The organism is Haloarcula salinisoli (assembly GCF_019599405.1).
In the GTDB taxonomy this organism is placed as follows: Archaea; Halobacteriota; Halobacteria; order Halobacteriales; family Haloarculaceae; genus Haloarcula; species Haloarcula salinisoli.
This window is the reverse complement of the sequence record NZ_RKLQ01000001.1, coordinates 951,087-972,459: the sequence shown is the minus strand read 5'-3', so window position 1 is coordinate 972,459 and position 21,373 is coordinate 951,087. Positions and strand designations below refer to the sequence as shown.

General features: G+C 61.9%; 19 protein-coding genes. 10 read left to right on the top strand and 9 right to left on the bottom strand.

Going from position 1 to position 21,373, the window contains the following annotated elements; all coding sequences use genetic code 11:
- The first annotated feature begins 39 nt into the window (after positions 1 to 39).
- From EGD98_RS05055 to EGD98_RS05040, 4 genes are read left to right on the top strand one after another with little or no spacing between them, the layout of a single operon-like run.
- Positions 40 to 444 (top strand): HAD family hydrolase, encoded by a 405-nt coding sequence (locus EGD98_RS05055; RefSeq protein ID WP_220587259.1) that lies wholly within the window; start codon positions 40 to 42, stop codon positions 442 to 444.
- Entirely contained in the window at positions 441 to 1,628 is a 1,188-nt protein-coding gene (locus EGD98_RS05050; RefSeq protein WP_220587258.1) for a hypothetical protein, read from the top strand. Before EGD98_RS05055 ends, EGD98_RS05050 begins: the two co-directional genes overlap by 4 nt.
- Positions 1,615 to 3,282, top strand: a complete 1,668-nt coding sequence (locus tag EGD98_RS05045) for an aminoglycoside phosphotransferase family protein (RefSeq protein WP_220587257.1) — start codon at positions 1,615 to 1,617, stop codon at positions 3,280 to 3,282. The genes EGD98_RS05050 and EGD98_RS05045 overlap by 14 nt, the downstream gene beginning before the upstream one ends.
- Positions 3,279 to 4,013, top strand: a complete 735-nt coding sequence (locus EGD98_RS05040; protein WP_220587256.1) for an NTP transferase domain-containing protein — start codon at positions 3,279 to 3,281, stop codon at positions 4,011 to 4,013. The genes EGD98_RS05045 and EGD98_RS05040 overlap by 4 nt, the downstream gene beginning before the upstream one ends.
- On the opposite strand, the gene EGD98_RS05035 is transcribed toward EGD98_RS05040, so the two are convergent.
- Positions 4,014 to 5,477, bottom strand: coding sequence for a sulfatase family protein (locus EGD98_RS05035; RefSeq protein WP_220587255.1), 1,464 nt, complete (start codon positions 5,475 to 5,477; stop codon positions 4,014 to 4,016).
- A gap of 100 nt (positions 5,478 to 5,577) precedes the next feature.
- Between EGD98_RS05035 and EGD98_RS05030 the strand changes: the two genes are divergently transcribed.
- Complete coding sequence (locus EGD98_RS05030) at positions 5,578 to 6,963, top strand: sulfatase family protein (protein ID WP_220587254.1); 1,386 nt, start codon at positions 5,578 to 5,580, stop codon at positions 6,961 to 6,963.
- 3 nt (positions 6,964 to 6,966) lie between these two features.
- On the opposite strand, the gene EGD98_RS05025 is transcribed toward EGD98_RS05030, so the two are convergent.
- Positions 6,967 to 7,833, bottom strand: coding sequence for a hypothetical protein (locus tag EGD98_RS05025; RefSeq protein WP_220587253.1), 867 nt, complete (start codon positions 7,831 to 7,833; stop codon positions 6,967 to 6,969).
- Positions 7,834 to 7,890: 57 nt separating this feature from the next.
- Here EGD98_RS05025 and EGD98_RS05020 point away from each other — a divergent pair, with 57 nt between their 5' ends.
- Positions 7,891 to 8,631 (top strand): class I SAM-dependent methyltransferase, encoded by a 741-nt coding sequence (locus tag EGD98_RS05020; RefSeq protein ID WP_220587252.1) that lies wholly within the window; start codon positions 7,891 to 7,893, stop codon positions 8,629 to 8,631.
- Here EGD98_RS05020 and EGD98_RS05015 read toward each other — a convergent pair.
- From EGD98_RS05015 to aglG, 4 genes are all read right to left on the bottom strand, one after another.
- The gene (locus EGD98_RS05015; protein WP_220587251.1) at positions 8,609 to 9,463 is read right to left on the bottom strand and encodes an alkaline phosphatase family protein; all 855 of its coding nucleotides are present in this window, start codon (positions 9,461 to 9,463) and stop codon (positions 8,609 to 8,611) included. The two genes, EGD98_RS05020 and EGD98_RS05015, sit on opposite strands and share 23 nt — an antisense overlap.
- A 47-nt stretch (positions 9,464 to 9,510) precedes the next feature.
- Positions 9,511 to 11,043, bottom strand: coding sequence for a flippase (locus EGD98_RS05010; protein WP_220587250.1), 1,533 nt, complete (start codon positions 11,041 to 11,043; stop codon positions 9,511 to 9,513).
- A complete protein-coding gene (locus EGD98_RS05005; protein ID WP_220587249.1) occupies positions 11,040 to 12,158 on the bottom strand; it encodes a glycosyltransferase family 4 protein in 1,119 nt (372 codons plus the stop codon). The genes EGD98_RS05010 and EGD98_RS05005 overlap by 4 nt, the downstream gene beginning before the upstream one ends.
- A gap of 303 nt (positions 12,159 to 12,461) precedes the next feature.
- On the bottom strand, positions 12,462 to 13,397 hold the full coding sequence (gene aglG, locus EGD98_RS05000) for a glucosyl-dolichyl phosphate glucuronosyltransferase (RefSeq protein ID WP_220587248.1): 936 nt from the start codon (positions 13,395 to 13,397) through the stop codon (positions 12,462 to 12,464).
- Positions 13,398 to 13,504: 107 nt separating this feature from the next.
- Between aglG and EGD98_RS04995 the strand changes: the two genes are divergently transcribed.
- Entirely contained in the window at positions 13,505 to 16,567 is a 3,063-nt protein-coding gene (locus EGD98_RS04995; RefSeq protein ID WP_220587247.1) for an oligosaccharyl transferase, archaeosortase A system-associated, read from the top strand.
- Positions 16,568 to 16,653: 86 nt separating this feature from the next.
- Here the strand turns inward: EGD98_RS04995 and EGD98_RS04990 are convergent, their stop codons facing one another.
- The 3 genes from EGD98_RS04990 to EGD98_RS04980 all read right to left on the bottom strand — a co-directional run bounded on the left by EGD98_RS04990 (position 16,654) and on the right by EGD98_RS04980 (position 17,729).
- On the bottom strand, positions 16,654 to 16,833 hold the full coding sequence (locus EGD98_RS04990; protein WP_220587246.1) for an HEWD family protein: 180 nt from the start codon (positions 16,831 to 16,833) through the stop codon (positions 16,654 to 16,656).
- A gap of 79 nt (positions 16,834 to 16,912) precedes the next feature.
- Entirely contained in the window at positions 16,913 to 17,368 is a 456-nt protein-coding gene (locus EGD98_RS04985; RefSeq protein WP_220587245.1) for a DUF7992 family protein, read from the bottom strand.
- 85 nt (positions 17,369 to 17,453) lie between these two features.
- Positions 17,454 to 17,729, bottom strand: a complete 276-nt coding sequence (locus tag EGD98_RS04980) for a PadR family transcriptional regulator (protein WP_220587244.1) — start codon at positions 17,727 to 17,729, stop codon at positions 17,454 to 17,456.
- 247 nt (positions 17,730 to 17,976) lie between these two features.
- On the opposite strand from EGD98_RS04980, the gene EGD98_RS04975 reads away from it, so the two are divergent.
- The 3 genes from EGD98_RS04975 to purM are packed head-to-tail and all read left to right on the top strand — an operon-like array spanning position 17,977 to position 21,206.
- On the top strand, positions 17,977 to 19,500 hold the full coding sequence (locus EGD98_RS04975; protein WP_220587243.1) for a TraB/GumN family protein: 1,524 nt from the start codon (positions 17,977 to 17,979) through the stop codon (positions 19,498 to 19,500).
- Positions 19,500 to 20,138 (top strand): zinc metalloprotease, encoded by a 639-nt coding sequence (locus tag EGD98_RS04970; protein WP_220587242.1) that lies wholly within the window; start codon positions 19,500 to 19,502, stop codon positions 20,136 to 20,138. The genes EGD98_RS04975 and EGD98_RS04970 overlap by 1 nt, the downstream gene beginning before the upstream one ends.
- 57 nt (positions 20,139 to 20,195) lie before the next feature.
- Positions 20,196 to 21,206: a phosphoribosylformylglycinamidine cyclo-ligase gene (gene purM, locus EGD98_RS04965; protein ID WP_220587241.1), complete on the top strand. Its 1,011-nt coding sequence runs from the start codon at positions 20,196 to 20,198 to the stop codon at positions 21,204 to 21,206.
- The last annotated feature ends 167 nt before the right edge of the window (positions 21,207 to 21,373 follow it).

The following is a 21,373-nucleotide window of genomic DNA, read 5'->3' as shown; positions in this document are numbered from 1 at the left end:
ACGTAGATTTTATTTATAATCCTCTTCTCGGTCCAGACGATGACCGTCGAGAAACACGATAGAGTCGTTTTCGATATCGACGGGGTGCTGGTCGAGAAGGACGACGACACCCCCTACTCCGAGCGCGAACCCAAGGAGGCGGTGCTCTCGCGCCTGCGCTCATACCATGAGGAGGGTTTTTATATCGTTCTCTACACGGCGCGGAACATGAACACCCACGAGGGTCGCACCGGAAAGATAAACGCCGAGACCGCCCCGATTTTGCTCGACTGGCTTGAGGAACACGACGTTCCGTACGACGAGATCCACTACGGTAAGCCGTGGTGTGGCCACGACGGGTTCTACGTCGACGACAAGGCGATTCGTCCCGGTGAGTTCATGAACAACTCCCGGGAGGAGATCCTGGCACTGCTGGAAACCGACGCCAGGGCCCTCGACTCATGATCGGAATCGCCGTCTCGCTGTACGACAAGTTCGACGACCTCGGGGTACTCGTCGATATTCTGCGCCACAACTTCGAAGAGGAGTACTACATCTCCGTCTGTAGCAACCATCCGGACGCGGCGAGTCGGATCGAACCCATCGACGTGGATCATTTTGTTCAGGGCGCAGAGATCGAGTACACACCCGAGATGTCAGGATTGCGGGCCGATATCAACCTCAACAGCCGCATCCTGGACTCGATGCAACGGAGCTGTCGCGGCGCGATGGACGCTGGCTGTGAGTACGTGATGCATCTCCACGCCGACGCCTGGCCACTTGATGAGTCGAAGCTGCTCGGTCTGGTTGACCGGCTCGACGACTCGGAGAAACACGCCGCTGTCCGGGGGATGGGATCGTCCTACCGGCGACCCAAGTTCTGGCTCGGGAGCGTCATGGACCAGTTTTTCTTGTTCGAGTCGGACGGTTTTGCGGAGCGTTCCTTCTTCGAGTTCGACCCCCGGGATCTGCTTCCCCATACCGCGATCCACAATATGCTGATGTTGCTCCTGCTGGGGAACGTCGGCCGGTCGAACTTCTTCTACTATTCGGACAAGACGACCGATCTCTGGTGGGACGACAGGGAGAAGACCCAGCCGTACGCGGGCGTGCGACCGAGTACGTTCGTCCCGGAGTACGGATTCGTCCACGTGGCGGCCGAAGACTTCCCCGAGGACTACGGCAGGAGTGTCCAGGCGAACTACCTCCGTCGGTTCGACATCACCGGGGGGGAGTACGTCACCAGATTGCGCGAGAACCACGAGATGCAGGAATCGAAACTGTTCCGCCGGCTGCGATGGAAAGAGTTGAAACAGAACCTTCGGGTTCGGTGTTACGGCTACCGGCCTGTAACCTTTGGCCGTCGCTATCCGGTCAAAGCCGACTTTCTCGACAAGCCATTCGAGGAGAAACTCACGCAACTGGCGAAAAACGTCGGGGAGGAGATCTACCACCAGGGTCACCGGCTCCTGTTCGCCGTGGTACCGTTCACGGACGAGCGGTTCACGGGTGACCACCGCAGTCGAAACCTCTATCGTGATGCGGCGTGGCCAGAGGAGAGTATGGGCGACCTCTTTCGTGACACGGTAGAACCGGCGGATTTCCCGGCGGATTTCGGTCCAGGGTGGTACGAGTATGGCGACGAATGAGGATATCCTACTGGTGCCCTCGGCCGTGCTGGTCCCCGACGAGCTGAAGTTCGATCTCGGGCCGATCGCGACCGCGATGATTCCCTTCGACGGGAAGCCGGCAATCGAACATATCGCCGCGGAGTACGAGGAACACGACATGGATCTGTACGTGGCCGGTGACGAGCAAATCGAGAAGCTCGCGTCGATGCTGGACCGGCTGGACCGGGAGTGGACGCTGCTCGACGTCTCGGGGACAACCTCTCTCGGCGAGACGGTGGCAGACTCGCTCAGCCAGATCGCCGACAGGCGGTCGCTCGATGACGCAGATCTGTACATTAATTTCGCGGACACCATCGTCTCGCCGGTCGGCTACGGGGTCGACGCGAGCACGGTCTCTTGCTCGGAGGTCTCGCATGCCTACCGGTGGACTTCCTTCTCGAAGACGGACGATGGCGAAATCGACTCGATCACCGAGAAGTTCAGCCGGGTGTTCGACAGCCCACGGAACGTGTTCACCGGACAGTTCAAGCTGACTGCCCCGGCGGATTACTGGACGCTGCTGAAGGCAGCCTGTGGCGGGGACGACGGCAAGCTGGACCCCTTCTACGTCGCGCTCCAGTCGTACCTGTCGAATCAGCCGTCCCAGTTGCTCGAAGCCGACCGCTGGGTCGACATCGGCCACCTCGATACCTACTACCAGAACAAGCGTGACTCGCTGAACGTTCGAGAGTTCAACAGCATCGACGTCGCCACGAACACGATAACGAAATCCAGCGAAGACAGCGATACCCTCCGTAACGAGATCTCCTGGTTCAAGAAACTCCCCAAACAGCTCCGCCCGTACATCCCGCAGATCTACGACTACTCGGACTCCTACGTCGACCCGTCGATTACCATGGAGTACATCGGATACCCGACGCTGAGCGACATCTACATCTACGGCTCACACGGCCTCCACCTCTGGAGCAACATCTACAGTTCACTGTTTACCCTGCTGGAGCGGTTCCAGGAGTTCCAGCTGGAGACCGACCCCGCCGAGATAACCGAAACGCTCGAAGAGATGTACTACGAGAAGACCGTCAACCGACTCCGCCGGGCCGAGGGGATGGCCGGTCTGGACCCCTTCTTCGAGCCAGGCGAGATCACCGTCAACGGCGAGACCTACCCGACGGTGCCGGCAATCCTCGACATACTCCGGGACACACTCACGGAGAGTTGCCTCCTCGAACGGGATAGACTGAGCGTGATCCACGGAGATCTCTGTTTCCCGAACGTGCTCTTCGACGTGCGAAACAACATCCCGAAACTGATCGACCCTCGCGGGGCGTTCGGTCCCCACACGATCTACGGGGACTACCGGTACGATCTGGCGAAGCTTCGCCACAGTGTCTCGGGCCACTACGAGTTCATCATCAACGACCTGTTCGACGTGTCCGTCTCCGAGGAGCAGGTCTCCTTCGAGACGCACACGGACCCAGTTCACGACCGCCGGGAGGAACTGTTCGACGACCAGCTCGCACAGGAGTATCCCGAGGATGTGCAGGACGTGAAACTGCTCGAATCGCTCCTGTATCTGAGTATGGTGCCGCTCCACAGCGACAGTACCCAGCGCCAGCAGTGTATGCTCGCAACCGGAATCGAAAAGTTCGCCGCCGCGCGAGGGGACCTATGAGCAGAACGGTCGTCATCACGATGGCGGGACGTGGCAGCCGGTTCAAAGAGGCAGGCATCGAGGGGCCGAAGTTCCTCATCGAGATCGACGGACGGACGATGTTCGAGTACGCACTCGACGGACTGTCGGATTTCACGGACGACTCGTTCGTGTTCGTCACCCGCGCCGACCACGACGTCGACGACGTTATCGCCACCCACTGTGAACGTGTCGGGATAGAGGAGTACGAGACGGTGTCGGTCCCGGAGGTAACAGACGGCCAGGCCTCGACGGCGATGTACGCCGACGACCTAGTTCCCGACGAGGAGACGATGGCCATCTTCAACATCGACACCTACATCGAGCCGGGTGAACTCCGGGCCGACGACGTAGGACTGGGTCACTCGATTCCCGTCTTTTCACCCGAGGGCGAGCGCTGGAGTTTCGTCGAGACCGACGCCGACGGCTCCGTCACCCGTGTCACCGAGAAAGAGCGCGTCTCCGACGCCGCGACCATCGGCTTCTACCAGTTCGAATCCTGGGGTCGGTTCAGGGCGGCTTACGAGGCTGCCGCCGGGGACGTGAAAGCCGAGTACGGCGAGACGTACATCGCACCGCTGTACAACTGGCTAGTCGACCAGGGTGACGATATCGATCTCGTCTCGGTGCCGACTGACCGCGTCCACGTCCTCGGCACGCCCGACGACGTCCGTGCGTTCTATCCTGCCTTCGCGGACGAACACGACCTCTGATCACTCGTCGAGATAGCCCAGCGCCTGCAGGCGCTCGCTGACGTGGCCGGTGTCGACCGCGTCGGCGATCTCGTAGTCGGTGTAGGCCGACTGCTGGTAGTGGCGTTCGACCCGGTCGGCGAACGCGTCTCGAACGTCCGGGTGGTCCGCAACCACGTTCTCCTGTTCACCGGGGTCAGACTGGAGGGCAAAGAGTAACGTCTCGAAGTCGTCCTGGACGGACGTTATGTACTTCCAGTCGGCGGTTCGACAGCCCGTGATCCGGTGGGCGAGGTTCGTCTCGCGCCCCGCCTCGGAGGCGTCCTGGCTGAACACCGCACGGTCGCCGTCGATCTCGGCCTCGCCCCCGAGCACCGGCACTAGCGACTGGCCGTGGTACTTTTCGGACGGGCGGGGGTCGTCGAAGGCGATATCGAGCAGTGTCGGGGCGATGTCGATGGTCGAGGTCACACCGTCGATGTCGGTCAGGTGCTCGTCGGGAATCCTGAACAACAGGGGAACATGGACGCCCTCCTCATAGGGCTTGGCACAGTGGGTCAGCTCCCCGTGTTCGCGGAACTGCTCGCCGTGGTCGGCACTGAAGGCGACGGCGCTGTCGTCCCACAGGTCTCGCTCTCGCAGGCCGTCGAACAGCCGGCCAATCTGGTCGTCGAGATACCGGAGCGAACCGTTGTACAGCTGTGAGATGATGGAGACCTCCGCCTCGGTCAGGCTGTCGGGTTCGGTGTGGAGCCGGTCGTTGAGCCGCCAGATCCGCCCGTCCGAGACCCGCTCGCTGAGATACTTCGTCCGGTAGTCACCGGGCGGGAAGTACGGCGAGTGTGTCTCCATGAAGTGAATCCAGACGAACAGCGGTTCGTCGTCGGGTGCCTGATCGATGAACGAGAGCGTGCGGTCGACCGTTTCGACAGCCCGGTCGTATGGCGGTGTTCGACCCTCTATCTGCCGGTAGGCAGTTTCTAACGTCCGGAACAGCGCCCCGTCGTGGTCGAGGCGCTCGTACACCTCGGATTTCAGCTCCTCCAGGTTTGCATCGATGAACGACTGCTCGTCGTCAGTGTCGTCGTCCGGTTGCGTGAACGCGCCGACGGGATTGTTGACCGTCGTTTGCTCGCTGTCGTAGTAGACATCGTACCCGCGGTCCCAGCCGAACCGCGTGTGCAACTGTGCGTTCGTGTTGACACCGAGTGTGACGTAGCCCCGTTCCTGGAACAGCTCACTGATCGGGAGACGGTGGCGTGTCATCTGGGAGAACCCGCCGTACATCAGCGGGTACGACGAGGTGAGGATGCCCGGAAAACTCGTCCGGGTACCGGTCCCGGTGGCGATGGTGTTGTGACAGACGGCACCCGAGTTGGCCAATTTATCGAGTGTCGGGGTGGTCTCTACGTCGTTGCCGGAGTGAGAAAGTCTGTCGTACCGGAGACCGTCCGCAGTAATCAGAAAGACGTGCGGTCGAGACATAGGTCCTCGTTCGCAGATATCCGTTGTATTCTTTCGGGTTCGCCCCCGGGAGTCTGCCCAACGAAAACACTGATGAGTCACCTCAGAAAAGAAGTGACCAATGGGAGTTCGTAACGTCATTCTGATTACTGTGGACAGTCTCCGGTACGACCGCACACTCGGGATGCCGGACAGTGCCACCCGGGCACCGACGCTCAACCGACTGGCCGAGGAGTTCGTTTCGTTCGATCAAGCGGTCGCGAACGGTCCCAACACGCCATCGAGTTTCCCCACGATCCTCACCGGAACGCACCCGCTCATGTACGGTGGCTACCGATATCTCGACGAACAGCGCCCCTTCCTCTCGGAGACGTTCCGTGACGCCGGCTGGACCACCGTCGGGTACCACTCGAACCCGCATCTCGGTCCCGAAAAAAACTACAACCACGGCTTCGATACGTTCAACGACGGCGGCGAGGACGACGACGACGCCTGGACGCTCAAGAACTTCGTCGACGAACGTCTCGATCCCGACGGCCTGCTCTACAAACTGCTCCGGCGAGGGTACCACATGTTCCAGATGACGGCCGATACCTCCGCGTACGTCCGTGCCCCGGAGATCACCGACCGGGCGACCCGCTGGCTCGACGAGGAGTGGGACGGCGACCAGCCGTTTTTCATGTGGCTCCACTACATGGACGTTCACTACCCCTTCACCCCGCCGGACGAACATCTCGAAAAGCAGGGCCTGGAGACGCTGTCGACCCGTCGCAAAGCCAACCTCAACGGTATGATGCAGGAAAATCCCGAGGAGCTGACCGACGACGATGTCGCGGATCTGCTCTCATTGTACGACGGCGAGATTCGCCTGGTCGACGAGACCATCGAACGACTGCTCGACGACCTCGAAACGCGTGGCATCCTCGACGACACGGCAATCGTCGTCACCGCCGACCACGGCGAAGCCTTCGGCGAACACGACCGCTTTGGCCATCACCCGTATCTCTACGACGAACTCCTTCGAGTGCCCCTCATCATCCGTGCGCCAGGGCTGACAAACGAACGTGTCGACGAGCAGGTGTCACTGATAGATCTCGGACCGACGATGTTCGATCTGGTCGACATCGAGACGCCCGAGCGCATGCAGGGGGTGAGCCGGGCTCCATGTATCAGTTCTACCACTATGGGGACCGATCTCGACGCTCCTGTCGGGGGTGAGGAGATGGCGCTCTGTACGGGCCGAGGGGGGAAAACTCTCGCCAGCCGAACCGACCGGTGGAAGTGCTTCTGGCGAACCGCCGATGGTGTCATCGAGCTGTATGACCTGATGAACGATCCCGACGAGCTGGAGGACGTAAGCGACCACCATCCGGCCGTCGTCGACGAGCACAAAACGCAAATGCAGACGTATCTCGACGAAGCCGATGCGACCGATATCACGCTTCCGGAGGTCGACGAAAGCGAGGCCGTGAAACAGCGACTCGAAGACCTGGGATACAAACAGTGACCGCTACTCCGATTCGGTGAGGCCGTCGTCCGTGAGATCGGCCATATCCGGGTGCGACAGGTGGGATCGCGCCCGTGAACTCAGCTCCGAGACCGCTTTCGTGTCGTGTATCTCCTGACGCAACTCCTGCCACGCCTCGTGGCGGACCACCACCCGGACAGGGATCCGTTCGGCTTCAGTGTATTTTGCTATCGAAAACCGATGTTTTCCATCGACGAAGAATATCTCCCCATCACGGCCGATCGCCACTTCGACCTCGAAATGTGCAGGCGGTAACAACGCGTATCTGAGTACCGACCGCGAGTGTGGGTTCCGGTTCGACAACGTCGCTTGGCTCAGATAGTTGCCGGAAACGATCTCCTCGTACAGCGTCTCGATCTGGTCCAGCCGTTGCTCCGCCTTCGCAACCGATTTGTACTGGGTGTCCAACGCGTACCAGTCGGTCTCTTTCCACTCGTCGTCGTCCTCGATCCAGGCTCTGATCGTCGTGAAGAATAGCGATTCCTCCAGTGGAAACACGAGCTGAGTGTGCTGTGGAATGTCAGGAAGATACTGGATCGTACGCTCCGTATAGCTCCGGTCCCAGTTCCCGTCGCGAATGTATGTGCCGTATTCCGACAGTTCGTTCCCAACGTACGGGTAGATCCGCCGTTCGACCTCGGTGGGGTCGATAAAAATGACTCCGTACGGCTCAGGAGCACTCCCGCCGTACCGTCGTCTGTGTCGATAATGTCGGGCGCGTACCAGACCACGATTGTACAGTCGACCGAGTGCCACGAATACGAACGATATTCCTGCACGTACCAGTGACCGAATCCCCGTATCCCGGAGTCTCAGCCACGCCTGGCGACTGACGGACCGGAGGTTCATTACCTAAAGGAGAAAAAGTATAGTTTTAATTACTTCGATTACCCAGGCTAATCCTGAGTGGCAATTTTCATGAGAGCAAAATTACAGAGGGTCAAAGAGTTATATACGACGGGCGGTGCATCAGAGGTTGGTCGTGGTATCAAAGATTTCATTTACTATAGGTTTTTCAACCGGACAGATGTCGACTACCACGGCGAGCGTGTCGACAATCACGAGCGGTGGGAGTATATAGAGCCGGAGGTTTCGGACGCCGGGTCGGTCATCGATATCGGCTGTGCAGAAGGTTTTTTTACGAGACGGGCGGCGGCTACCGGAGCCTTCTCACTTGGTATCGATTACAAGGAATCGAGAGTTCAACGTGCGAGAGAGCGGGCAGATAACATCGACGGGTGCGGGTTCGTCAAATGGGACATCAATTCAGCGAACGTCACCAAGCTTCCGGAGGTGGACGTGATCCTGTTCATGACGGTTCATCACCACTGGGAGAAAGCGTCCGGACTAGACACTGCCGAGTGGATGTTCCAGGTCGTCATGGACCGGTGTGACGTTCTGGTATACGAGCCGCCAGGAGATCGACCGCTACTCAAAAACGAAAACGGACTGCTCGACCCAGCCGATAGTATGGAGTATTATACAGGTCGTCTGGAGGCGCTGTACGGTGACGCCATCGACATCCGTCGGGCCCAGATGTTCGAGCATACGAAGGAGTTCAAAAACGAGAGGGGTGACCCGGTTTTTATCATCGATACCACAGGGTTCGAGTTGGACGAGTCGGCTACAGGTAGCCCAGATCCTTGAGTCGGTCCTGAACCTGTTCGCCCTCCGCTCGGTTGATCTCGCCGGCCACGATTTCGCGCCGGTCGCCCTCGACGACGGCCCATGGGACCTCTACCAACGAGGGGAACCGGAGCCGGGGTTTGTGTCCGCCGATCCCCAGATAATCTTTGATGCCCCCAGTGTAAGCCTGCCCGTGGTCGGCGGTGACCACTGTCTTTTCGTGGACGGCATCGATGATTTCGTGGACGAACGGGAGTACGTAGTCGAGGTTCTCTGCGTAGGCCTGCCAGTAGGAGGATTCGTCGGTGACCTGGACATCGCTCCCGAGAAATGGGCCGTGGGGTTGCATGAAGTGGACGATCAGTCGCTTGTCGGGGTACTGTTCGTGGGCCTCGATGGCGGCGTCCCGGACCGCGTCGGGAGGGACCACACCGGCCTCGTCGTCAAAGTCGGTCTCCCAGAGCTCGTAGATATGATGGAAGCTGTCGCCGGCTTCCAGCGAGGTGTGGGGGTTCGCCGAGACGTAGACGGTGTCGCCGAACCGTTTCCCCTGGAAGTTGCGGCGTGTCCACTCACTGGAGTGACTGCCGAGGCTGATTCGGCTGCTGTACTCGTCGTACCGGTCCATCTCGGCAACCTGTTCGAAGTAGTCGGCCCGACAGGCGTCGAGCACAATCAGCGTGTCCCAGTCTTCCTCCATGACATGGACTGCCTCACCGTACCCGGGATAGCCCGGGTGGAGCCGCGTTGCGGTCCCGAAGACGAAGGGCACGACCACCCGATTGCGCCACCAGTTGAACGAACCGTAGTTCTTGCGGACCTCGGAGAGGGCGTGTTGCGGGTCGATACTCATATGCATACACTGGCGAACCGGTGGGTTATGAGTATTGATTTTCGAGCTTATCGTTTAGCCAGTCTGGTAATCAGCCAGTCTATCCGGGAGAAGTCGAGGCCGTACTGCTCTTCGGCCGACCGGATGATCATCAATTCCGTTTCGGAGAGGCCGAACGCGACCAGCACGACCACGGTGTAGACGGTCGCGGTGAGTCCAGTCACGGCCAGCAACCACAGGAAAGTTCCCGGCGTGGCGGGCGCGACGACGGTCCAGACGATCAAGAGAAAAGGGACTGCGGGCACCAGGGGGCGAAGCGCACTCGGTGTGAGCGGCGAGCTCCCCAGCGTCAAGTACACCTGGACTGCTGCCAGTCCGTCCCGAATCAGGAAAGAGAGCAGTGTCGCGATGGCCGCACCGACGAGCCCGAACCGTGGGATGAGCAGAACGTTGAGTAGGAGGTTACTGACGGCCGCTATAACGGTATTGGCCGAAAGCGTCTTGGATCTGGCGACCGCTTGCAGGATGGAATTATGAATACTGAGGACGTTCTTCGCAGCAAACCCAAGCGCCAGTACCGCCAGGACTGGGCCACCACTTGCGTATTTCGACTGATAGATGATCGAGATGAAGTCAGTGGCGAACACAGCTAGTGGCACCAGTGCACAGACGCTGGCGACGATCAACCACCGGACGACGGATCGAAACAGCTCCATCACTTCCTCGATATCACCCTCGTTTTCGAGTCTGCTGGCGATGGGCGTACCCAGGAAGTTGAACGCCGTCGAGAACATCCCCATGAAACTGACTGCCGCGTAGGCGACGCCGTAGATTCCGGTGGCCGCGCCGCCCAGAAAGTAGAGCACGAGGAAGATATCGCTGCTCCGGTAGACGAACGACGAGACGTCACTGATCGTAAACGGGAGCGAGTACCGGGTGACTTCGCTCACCAAGTTGGTTTCGACGACCGTCGACACGTCGGGCAGTGATCGGTAAAACAGGGCCAGCCCGATGATCGCACTGACCGCGTAGGGAACGGCGTAGGCCCCTGCCAGGCCGGCCTGTCCCAGCCCGTACCAGACGGCCGCGGCGACGAGCGTCATGCGGGCCAGCGGCTGGACGATGTTCTTCACGAGGACGCGGTCGGTCGATCGCTCCTGGCCGCGGATGCCACCGACCGCGACGTTCAGCAGTGCCGCGAACGGGATCGCCATCCCAAAGATCCGGATGCTGACCGTGACCGACGGGTCACCGAATATCCGTGTCGCGATGAACGAAGCGTTGAGCGCAACGCCGGTCCCGAGAATCGTCGAAGTCAGCCCCGTCACCCCCACAGTAAACAGCCCGAGCAGCCGCTTCTGGGCGGCTTCGACACGGGGGAGATATCGTGTCAATCCCGAGGCCAACCCGAGTCCAGCGACGATCGAGCCGACGTCAAGCAGTGCGGTTCCGGCGGTCAACCCTCCGAAGTCGCCGACCGAGAGGTACCGCGCAGCAACGACCTGTGCGACGAACGCGATCAGCAATTCCAAAAAAAGGCCGACGTAGACGATACTTGCACCCTTCACCACGTCCCGAACCGCTTGGTCGAGGTCACTCATTCGATCACCTGTCGGAGCGCCCGCTCGTAGCGCTCGTACAACGCCGGCCACGAGAACTCGGTTTCGACGGCGGCGCGGCCCCGGTTGCCGAGTCGCTCACACTCCGACTCGTCGCTCGCCAGCCTCTCCAGCGCCGCGGCCAGTGCCGCCGGTCGCTGGGGCGGACACAATAGCCCTGTCTCGCCGTCATCGATTACTTCCGGAACGCCGCCCACGCGGGTAGCAATCACGGGTGTGGCCGTCGCCTGCGCTTCGAGAACGACTCGTGGCAGCCCCTCGGTATGTGAGGGGAGACAAAACGCGTCGAACTCGTGGAAGAGCGCGGGCACCTGCTCGTAGGGAACCGAGCCGAGAAAGGTAGCGCGCTCGCCAAAGCGGGCCGCAAGGCGGTCGCGCTCCGGGCCGTCACCCGCCACCAGCACGTGCCAGTCGCGCTCCGTTTGGTCAAGCGCGCCCGCAAGGTCGTCGAGGCCCTTGTAGGGCTGTAGCCCACCGACGAATCCCAGGTTGTGAGTGCCCTGATTAGCCCCGCTAGCGTCGATTTGCTCCCGGAAATGTTCGGCCAGCGGGGTCGGGACCGATTCTGGGTGAAATTTATCCACATCGACAGCGTTGCGAACGTCGAAGATTCGGTCGTTGGAAACACCTCGATTGCGGAGTTGTCTGCCAATGTAGTCACAGACAACGAGGTATCCGTCGTGGGGAGCGCGAAGGCGCGCTGAAAACGACGCATTGTCAAGCTGTTCCCCTAGCCCGTCAACGGGCGGGTTCAAGCTAGAGCCGACGTGGACGACGTGGGGAACACCCAGCCGTCGGGCAGCTACCAAACCTGGTAAATACGTTTTACGGGTCTTCGAAACGACTACGTCGATATCCTGCTGTCTGCCGATGTCGACGGCACGGTCTAATGTCAGGAGTGGACCCCATACAAATCGAGTTCGGGGAGAGATAGAGCGCTGGAACCCGCGTTCAGGGGCCAAGTTCCAGTCAAGCAGCGTCACGTCGTGACCACGATCGCGGAGGCCAGTGACGACGTTTCGGACGTGGATGGCACCCCCTCTAACCATCGCATCGGAAAAGGAAATCGCCTCCTCGGTCAAATAGAGGACACGCATCTACCAGAAATGGCGAATGGGCTGGTAATATATTCCTCGGTCCTCGCCCAGGAGTCTGATACGCAGTGATTGTTCTGTTCCCCATGCAATCTGAAATCGTATTCCACTGGACGTAGCTTCGATTAATACGGCCATGCACGCCGCTGGGCCGGTTTCACGACTGTCCCTTTTGGGAAAAGAACGCTCTCATCGGGAACCAATATTTGATTCACAGCGCGGTGGGGTCAATTCCTCGTTGTTCGCCTGCTGTTGCCGTCCTCCGCTTTGAACCGAAGACGGAACGGGGTATCGAACCGACTTATGTTACCCCCACACCGAGACGCCGTAGAGATAGCCCGCACCGACACACCCGGTCAGGACGAATAGCGTGAACAACTGCAGGGCAGCCGCCACGGACGGCGACTTGACCAGGTCACCGACCCTATCCGGTACCGAGTCAAACAGGAGCTGCCGAAGGAAGTCCGACTCATCACCGGTTGACTCTGGAACGAGCACCTCCATCCCTCGTTTGGAGTAGCCCTGCCAGAACGCCCGGTCGAGGAGCCAGCCAGGGTCAGTCCGGTAGTCGAACACCTTGTGGGCCACCTTTGCCTCGGGCGTGTAGTAGACCCCGTGTCCGAACTCGCTTTGCATCCGGGCACACAGTTCTGGCTCCTCGGCCTGGAGGTTCTTCTCGCCGGTCCGGCCTCCGATTTCGGGCTCGAACCCACCCAGCGTCTCGTACACCTCGCGACGAAAGGAGATGTTCGAGCCGAACGTGTTCCGAACCTCCCCGGCCTCATCGGGGTCGCCGTTCGGTCCGAAACCCTGGTGGGTGACGCCGACGAGCCAGTAGAACTCCTCGGGAAGAAATTTGGGCTTGCCGGCCACCCAGTAGGGCACCATCCGGCCGCCGGCAGCGGGGACGTCCCGCTGCTCGTAGACCGAGACCAGTTCCGCGAGCCAGTCCCTGTCGGCGATAGCGTCGTCGTCGAAGAAGGCGAAGATGTCGCCCGTGGCGATGGCCGTCCCAGCGTTCCGGGCTGCTGCGAGGCCGACGTTCTCCTCGGTCCGTGTACACAGCACGTCGTCATTGTCCCCGAAATCGGCCTGGAACTGTTCGTACAGTTCGTCGTTCCCGTCCGAGACTAGCACCAGTTCGACGTCCTCGTGGGACTGCCCGAGAACGCTCTCGGCCGCCTCGCAACAGTCATCGTACCGCTCCAGGGTATGCGTACATAGGACGACCGATACGCGCATGATGTGAGAATGTACCACCGGCTCGGTTAGGCGTTTCTATCCGAACTGGACTCCGCAACGAGGCGAGGTCAAAAGGCTTATGCGGGCCTTGGGACTGTCTCAGACCAATGAGTCACTCACGGGGGACTTCCGCCGAAAACCCCGAACCTGAGTCCACGTTGGACAGGGTCAAAACATGGTATCACGTACCAGCCCTCCTCCTCGTACTCGGGTTCATGTTGTGGAATCGAGCCCAGAACTACTCGGAGTATATCGTCGACGGTGAGGTCCTCTTTTCTGGGACTGACCCGTGGTATCACTACCGCTCGACGATGTACGTCGTCGAGAACTGGCCAGCCACGATGCCGTTCGACCCGTGGACGTACTTCCCGTATGGCACGCGGTCGGGACAGTTCGGCACGCTGATGGACCAGGTGTTCGGTACCATTGCGCTCATCATCGGACTGGGCGACCCAAGCGCCCATACGGTTGCGATGGTCGCCCTCTTCGCGCCGGCTGTGATGGGGACCCTTGCCGCGATTCCCACCTATTACATGGGTCGCCGGCTGGCCGGTCGCATCGGCGGTGTGACCGCAGCCGGTATACTCGCCCTCTCGGCCGGGCTCTTCCTCCAGCGGAGTATCGTCGGGTTCTACGACCACCAGGTCGCCGAAGGACTGTTGCAGGTGACCTCTATACTCGCCGTGATGGTCGCACTATCGGTCGGCGAACGAGACAAGCCAGTGTACGAGCAGTTCCTCGACCGCGACGTCCCGGCGCTCAGGGCGACGGTCGGCTACTCGATACTCGCCGGCGTCGCTATCTCGCTGTACCTCTGGACGTGGCCGCCGGCCGTCCTCCTGCTGGGCATCCTCGGAACCTTCTTCCTGCTCTGGCTGACCATCGAATTCGTCCGCGGAAAGAGCCCGGAACACGCAGCCATCGTCGGCACTGTGAGTCTGGGAACGGTTGCCGTGTTGCAGCTGGCGGTCCTCCAGTCGCTGAGCATATCGGCAGTGGACCACACGCTCTTGCAGGTGCTGCTGGCGGCCGCTATCGCCGGTGGCTGTGTGTTTATGGCCTGGCTCGCTCGGTTCGTGGAGGCCAACGATTACGACCGAAATCTCTACCCGGTCGCTGTCGGTGGCATTCTGGCAACGATTACGATACTGACTGCAGTGCTGACGCCGGACCTGTTCAGCTACTTCGTCAACCAGGTGCTGCGGGTCATCGGCTTCACCGAAAGCCCGGCTGCCACCGTGACATCTGTCGGTGAGGCGACGCCACTCGATGATCCGGATCGCCTCTACCAGTACCATGGACTCGCGCTGTTCGCTGCTATTATCGGCGCTCTGCTCGTGTTGTTCAACCAGATATTCGACCGGGACGCGAGCGCAGATCGGTTCCTCATGGTCGTCTGGTTCGCGTTCATCCTGGCCGCATCGTTCACGCAGATCCGATTCGGTGTCTATCTCGTCTTCCCCGTGGCCGCACTTTCCGCAGTCGCCGTCGATTACGTGGTCCGCTGGACCGACTTCTCGTTCGACGACGGTGTCGCGGCCTACGAGGTTATCACTATCGTCGCGCTCGTGTTGATTCTGACCGGGCCGCTCCTGTTCGCGCCGGGTGCGGCGTACTTCTTCTCGCCGACGGCGGTGGAAGTCGGCGAGCAGGCGGGTCCCGGTCAGGAACCGGCCGCCTGGACAGAGAGCATGGACTGGCTCCAGGCGAACTCGCCACAGGAAGGTGCCTACGGGACCGGTGGCAACGGGACGCTTGAGTACTACGGCACCTATGCCGACCGCAGCGACTACGACTACGGCGAAGGCGAGTACGGCGTGATGTCGTGGTGGGACTACGGCCACATCATTACGGTTCAGGGCGAGCGGATTCCGAACGCGAACCCGTTCCAGCAGGGAGCGACCACGGCCGCGAACTTCCTGCTCTCGCCCACCGAGACAGAGGCCAACTCGGTGCTCAACGAGACCGACGAGGACGACGCGAAGACCAGGTACGTGGCCGTCGACTGGAAGATGGCAAACACCTACGGCGGGCCCGGCCAGGGGAAGTTCTTCGCACCGCCCCGGTTCTACGACAAATCGAACGTCTCCAGGAGCGACTATTTCGGGACGATTCGGAGCCGACAGAGTCAGCAGTACTTCAACTATCGGACGCAGGACTACTACGAGAGTATGGTCGTCCGGCTCTACGAGTACCACGGGAGCGCAAAGGAGCCACAGAGCGCGAGCCAGCCGTTCGTCTACGTCGTCGACTGGGACACCGCGGCCACCCGGAGCGGACAGACCGTCCGTGCGACACCCGCCGATGGGAGCCCCGCTGTAAAGCGGTTCAGGACGATGGAGGCGGCCCGGAACTACACCGAGTCGGACGCGACCTCACAGATCGGTGGGTTCGGTGCCCAGCCCGGTGAGCGGGTTTCGGCCCTGGAACACTACCGCTACGTCGGCTCCAGCGAGCGAAGCGCCTACAGCTCCGGGGCGCACAACCAGTTCCAGCTCATCGAGTCCGCCTTCGGGCAGCTTCCGAACCAGCGGTCCACGACCGGTGACTGTACGGCGAACCAGACCACCATGCCCATCGGCAACCAGACGTACTGCCAGCCCGACCAGGCCGCCGGCATCATGGACCACACCAACCCCGCGTGGACCAAGATATTCGAACGCGTGGAGGGAGGGACCATCGAGGGCACTGCCCCGGCAAACACCACCGTCGAGGCGTCTGTCCCGATGCGCAACAACGTCACCGGGGAGAGCTTCACCTACACCCAGCGGGTTGATGTCGGTGCGGACGGCCGCTTCGAGATGACCGTCCCGTACTCGACGACCGGCTACGAGGCCTGGGGCACCGACGAGGGGTACACGGACGTGGGCGTCCGAGCCCAGGGCCCCTACGAGTTCAGTATCCCCGTCGGACCGACGGCGTCGTACCCGCTCAACGGAACCGCTACGGTCACCGAAGGCCAGGTCATCGGCGAGAACGAGTCGGCTACGACGGTCGAACTGACAGTCCCGGAAGGCAACCAGACGGTCGAGACCAACGACACCAGCACGAACACGACAACGGACGGCTCGACCGACGGCTCGTCGACCGACGATACGTCCACGAACGAGACCACCACGAACGATACCGCAGGTAGCCTCGCGCGACCGGCAGCCGAGCCGGCGCCGTAGGCACTGCCGACTCGTTTTCGCTGCGCTCCCCCTCGAAAGAACAGAGACGCAGAACTACCCGCGAGGACCGACGGTACCGCAACTCGTCAGGAGTCGACCGGTTTGAACGTCCCGTTGATATCCCACTCGTGGAGACAATGTGGATTGCCGGACTGTTTCTCGTCGTCGACGACGGCGATTCGCCAGGTGATTTCCTCGTCGTCCCACACGTCACGTCGCCCACAGCGCTCGCACTCCCGTTCGCGTGGTGAGGTAATCGCTGTCATATTTGAGCCATGCCCGTGAACAGTTATCAGCGTGCCGGTCCACGCAGCGTTTTATCCATAGATGGAGCCGGAGGTCGCTCTAGAAGTCGGGGAGGTCGCCGGCGTCGACCTCCTGGGCCTCCCAGTCGAGGTAGTCGTCGGCCAGCACGTCACAGACGACCTGGCCGAGTTCGGTCAGCCCGGCGTTTATCGACGAGACGGTCTCCCAGGACTCGATGTCGGGGTGAATCTCCCGCTCACGCCAGTTCTCCGGCAAGCCGGGAGCGTGGTAGCCGACCCGCCCCGCAAAGGAGTCCCAGAAGAAATCGAACTCGGCAATCAGATCGAGGTCGGTGACGATTGCCCAGGTCTCCTCGTCGAGGCCGGTGTCGGTGGCCCACTCGCTGAATGCGTCCGACCAGGCGCCGTCGGCCAGGGCCTCGGCGAGCTCTTCGCGTCGGTACTCGTCGCCCTGTACGTCCACGTCGTCGTACTCCGTCGCCTCGACAGCAGCCGAGAGCGTCGGTCGGTCGGGGACAGCGACATCAAGTGTCATAGGCCCCCCTTCGACAGCGAGAAAGATAAACGTCATCGACCGCGCCATACGCTGGCCGGCCCGGCGGGTGACCAGCTCGCTGGCGTCAGGCCGCGACGTACTGTGACTCCCAGTCCTGTCTCGCGTCGAGCTCGCGCTCACCGCGTCGGGTCAGCGTGTAGAAGTTGGTCCGCCGGTCCCGCTGGCCCTTCTCGACGAGCCCTTTCTCGACGAGTGTGTCGAGGTTGGGGTAGAGCCGTCCGTGGTTGACCTCGCTCTCGTAGTACCCTTCCAGCTCCTCCTTGATTGCGAGTCCGTGCGGTTCGTCCAGTCCGGCGATTACGTACAACAGGTCACGCTGAAACCCAGTCAGGTCGTGCATGTGTCTCAGTTTATCAGTTGGTGTCCACACATATCATAGTTGCTAAAACAGTGGTAAGGCACTTACTAACTGGTTATCTACCGCTGTATGGTGTTTACTTCTAGACTCTCCTGTAATTTAGTAGTAATTTTCTGGCAACGAGACGTGGTTACCTGACACCTCTTTACAGTTTGTCATTGTCTGGGCCGACCGAACTGCGTGGGCAGACCCGACAACGGTAAAGGAAGTGACTGTGTAGCCGGGCGTGATGACCGAACACGCGGCATCGGCGGACGACGAGTTTCCCGAGCCGAGAGGCGAGGGGTCCGTCGAAGTCGTGGGGACCGCCCACGTTTCCGAGCAGAGCGTCGAGGAAGTGGAATCGACACTCGAGGAGCGCCGGCCCGACATCGTGGCCGTCGAGCTCGACGAGGGCCGGTACCGTCAGATGCAGGGGGAGACGCCCGAGGACCTCGAAGCGAGCGACCTCCTCCGGGGGAACACGGTCTTTCAGTTCCTGGCCTACTGGATGCTATCCTACGTCCAGGCTCGCCTCGGCGACCGCTTCGATGTCGAGCCGGGCGCCGACATGAAAGCCGCCATCGACACCGCCGAGGAACTCGGACTGGGCCTCGCCCTGGTCGACCGGGACATCCAGACCACCGTCCAGCGGTTCTGGGCCCGATTGACGGCCCGTGAGAAGCTGACGTTGCTGGGGAGCCTGCTGGGCGAGCTGGGCCCACCACTCACCGTCGGGCTGACCGTCGGTGCCGTCTTCGGCGGTGGGTTCGCCGTGGTGGCCAGCGCCTTCCTCGGGACCGTCCTGCTTCCGGCGGGCGGCTTCGGCGGAACGATACCGGGCGCGCTCGTCGGATTGCTCGATACACTGCTCGTCATCGTCACTGCGAGTCTCCTCGTGGGACTCCCCCTTGCCTATCTGCTGGGACGCCTGCGGGGCGACCCGGATAGCGTCGAGGCGTTCGACATCGAGCAGATGACCGACACCGACGTCGTGAGCGCGATGATGGAGGAGTTCCGGCAGTTCTCCCCCGGCGGCGCCGAGGCGCTCATCGACGAGCGCGACGCCTTCATCGCCCACCGGCTGGTCGAACTCCGCGAGGCGGGCTATCACGTCGTCGCCATCGTCGGAGCGGGCCACCGGGAGGGCATCGAGCGCTACCTCGACCACCCCGAGGAACTCCCGCCGATGGAATCGCTGGTCGGCACCGAGAGCGGCGGCCGATTTTCACTGTACAAACTCGTGGGCTACGCCATTGGACTGGCCTTCCTCGTCTTCTTTGGCCTGCTCATCCTCGGTGGTGCGAGCCAGGCCGTCCTTCTGGAGCTGTTCGTCGCGCTCGTCGTCGTCAACGCCGTCTGTGCGGGCGGGTTAGCGAAGCTGGCGGGCGCACACTGGTCTTCCGCCGCCGCGGCGGGCCTCTTTGGCTGGCTGACGAGCCTCTTCCCGCTGCTTGCGGCCGGCTGGTTCGCCGGCTACGTCGAACTGCGGTACATCTCCGTCAACGTCGGTGACATCGGGAAACTCAACGAGATACTGAGCGACGAGGAGGCCCCCATCGCCGACCTGATGGCGCGGATGCGGGCCGTCCCGCTCTTCCGGCTCATCCTCATCGTCGCGCTGGCCAACGTCGGCAGCGCCGTCGCCTCCTACGTGGTCTTTCCGCTCCTGTTGCCCTATCTGGCGGCCGACATCGGCGGTATCGACGGTGTGACGCGCCTTCTCTGGGCCGGCATCGAGCAGGGAGCACAGATACTCGTCGGGGTGTTGTGATGGAACTCCAGTTCAGTCAGCGGGAGCTACGGGACCTCGCCGTCGCGTGGCTCGCACTCGGAGTCGCGTTCACGCTCCTCCTGGAGCGCGAACTCATCGCCGCACTCGACTCCGGCGGCGCCATCGCGGGGCTGAGCGCCGTCGTCGTCGCCGAGACCCTCGTCATAAGCCTGCTGACAGTCGGCGTCGGGTTCCTCTTGCACGAACTCGCCCACAAGGTCGTCGCGGTCCGGTTCGGTCAGGTCGCGGCGTTCCGTGCCGACTACCGGATGCTCGGCGTCGCCATCGTCGGTGCGATGGTCGGCTTCCTCTTTGCGGCGCCGGGGGCCGTCGTCCACCGGGGCCGCCTCACCGCGAAACAGAACGGCCTTATCGCGCTCGCGGGACCAGTGACGAACCTCTTGCTCTCGGTCGTCTTCCTGGTCCCGTTTTTCCTCGTTCTGACCACTGGGACGAGTGGCTTCCTGGCTGATCTGACAACTCGCGGCCTCCAGATAAACCTCCTGTTGGCGGGGTTCAACATGCTTCCCTTTGGCCCGCTGGACGGTCGCAAGATTCGCGCCTGGAGCACGCTCGTCTGGGCCGTCGTCGCGATTCCGTCGCTCGTCCTCGCGGTGGGTGCGCTGTTCGTGCTCTGACTAAGTGCTACAGCGGGGAACGATGCTCTTTTGCCCGCCCCACGCACCGTCTTCGGTATGACCGAGGACAACGTGAGCGAGGACGAAGCGGACGAGGCGGAGGGGCTGACCTACGCCGAGACGGGTGTCGACATCGACGCGAGCGAGGCGGCGACGAAGGCGCTCATCGGCGCCGCAGGCGAGTTCGAGGGCGACTACGCCGGCCTCGTGGACATCGGCGACCAGTATCTGGCGCTGGCCACCGACGGCGTCGGGACCAAACTCCTGGTGGCGGAGGCCATCGACGACTACTCCACCATCGGCATCGACTGCATGGCGATGAACGCCAACGACCTGCTGGCCGCTGGTGTCGAACCCGTCGCGTTCGTCGACTATCTCGCCGTCGAGACACCGGACGAGGAAACGAGCGAAGAGATCGGTGCGGGTCTGCGCGAGGGCGCCAAGCGCGCGGGCGTCGCACTCGTCGGCGGGGAGACGGCCGTGATGCCCGACGTCATCAAGGGGCTGGACATCGCCGGTACCTGTGCCGGACTGGCGCCCAAAGACGCCGTCTTCCCGGGCGAGGCCGAGCCCGGCGACGCCATCGTCGGCTGGCCATCTTCGGGCATCCACTCGAACGGGCTGACGCTGGCCCGCGAGGCCGTGACCAGAAACCACGACTACACCGACCCGTTCCCGCCCGAACCCGAGCAGTCCATCGCCGATACGCTGCTGACGCCGACGCGTATCTACAGCGAGGTGCTGGTGCCGCTGCGTGACGCCGAGACCCACGCCGCCGCCCACGTCACCGGCGGCGGGTGGACGAACCTCACGCGGATGGGCGCGTACCACTACGAGATTACGGACGCGTTCGACCCCCAGCCCGTCTTCGAGTTCGTCCAGGAGGAGGGCACCGTCTCCGACGAGGAGATGCACCGAACGTTCAACATGGGGACCGGGTTCGTCGCGGCGCTTCCGGAAGCGGACGCCGAGGCGGTCGTCGAGGCGAGCGAGGACGCTCGTGTTATCGGACACGTCGAGGACGGCGAAGAAGCGGTCTCGATTCGTGGGCTGACGCTGCGGGACTGACCAGCATCTCAGTGGGGACTCGCGGAGGGGGCGGACGTGGTGACGGCGTCGTTCAGTGGACGTCGGTCGACCTCAGCAGCCGTCAGGGGCCGTCTCTTCGACGATTCGCAGCTGGAGGGCCTCACGGATATGGTACCGCGCAGTGTCGTCCTCCGCCTCCCGGAGAG

Bases quoted from the DNA above. Each gene is read 5' to 3' on its own strand.
- EGD98_RS05050 (WP_220587258.1), top strand. From the start codon at position 441: ATGATCGGAATCGCCGTCTCGCTGTACGACAAGTTCGACGACCTCGGG.
- EGD98_RS05005 (WP_220587249.1), bottom strand. From the start codon at position 12,158: ATGCGTGTCCTCTATTTGACCGAGGAGGCGATTTCCTTTTCCGATGCG.
- EGD98_RS04985 (WP_220587245.1), bottom strand. From the start codon at position 17,368: ATGACACTTGATGTCGCTGTCCCCGACCGACCGACGCTCTCGGCTGCT.
- aglG (WP_220587248.1), bottom strand. From the start codon at position 13,397: ATGCGCGTATCGGTCGTCCTATGTACGCATACCCTGGAGCGGTACGAT.
- EGD98_RS04980 (WP_220587244.1), bottom strand. From the start codon at position 17,729: ATGCACGACCTGACTGGGTTTCAGCGTGACCTGTTGTACGTAATCGCC.
- EGD98_RS05040 (WP_220587256.1), top strand. From the start codon at position 3,279: ATGAGCAGAACGGTCGTCATCACGATGGCGGGACGTGGCAGCCGGTTC.
- EGD98_RS04995 (WP_220587247.1), top strand. From the start codon at position 13,505: ATGAGTCACTCACGGGGGACTTCCGCCGAAAACCCCGAACCTGAGTCC.
- EGD98_RS05015 (WP_220587251.1), bottom strand. From the start codon at position 9,463: ATGAGTATCGACCCGCAACACGCCCTCTCCGAGGTCCGCAAGAACTAC.
- EGD98_RS05055 (WP_220587259.1), top strand. From the start codon at position 40: ATGACCGTCGAGAAACACGATAGAGTCGTTTTCGATATCGACGGGGTG.
- EGD98_RS04990 (WP_220587246.1), bottom strand. From the start codon at position 16,833: ATGACAGCGATTACCTCACCACGCGAACGGGAGTGCGAGCGCTGTGGG.
- EGD98_RS05025 (WP_220587253.1), bottom strand. From the start codon at position 7,833: ATGAACCTCCGGTCCGTCAGTCGCCAGGCGTGGCTGAGACTCCGGGAT.
- EGD98_RS05045 (WP_220587257.1), top strand. From the start codon at position 1,615: ATGGCGACGAATGAGGATATCCTACTGGTGCCCTCGGCCGTGCTGGTC.
- purM (WP_220587241.1), top strand. From the start codon at position 20,196: ATGACCGAGGACAACGTGAGCGAGGACGAAGCGGACGAGGCGGAGGGG.
- EGD98_RS05035 (WP_220587255.1), bottom strand. From the start codon at position 5,477: ATGTCTCGACCGCACGTCTTTCTGATTACTGCGGACGGTCTCCGGTAC.
- EGD98_RS04975 (WP_220587243.1), top strand. From the start codon at position 17,977: ATGACCGAACACGCGGCATCGGCGGACGACGAGTTTCCCGAGCCGAGA.
- EGD98_RS04970 (WP_220587242.1), top strand. From the start codon at position 19,500: ATGGAACTCCAGTTCAGTCAGCGGGAGCTACGGGACCTCGCCGTCGCG.
- EGD98_RS05010 (WP_220587250.1), bottom strand. From the start codon at position 11,043: ATGAGTGACCTCGACCAAGCGGTTCGGGACGTGGTGAAGGGTGCAAGT.
- EGD98_RS05030 (WP_220587254.1), top strand. From the start codon at position 5,578: ATGGGAGTTCGTAACGTCATTCTGATTACTGTGGACAGTCTCCGGTAC.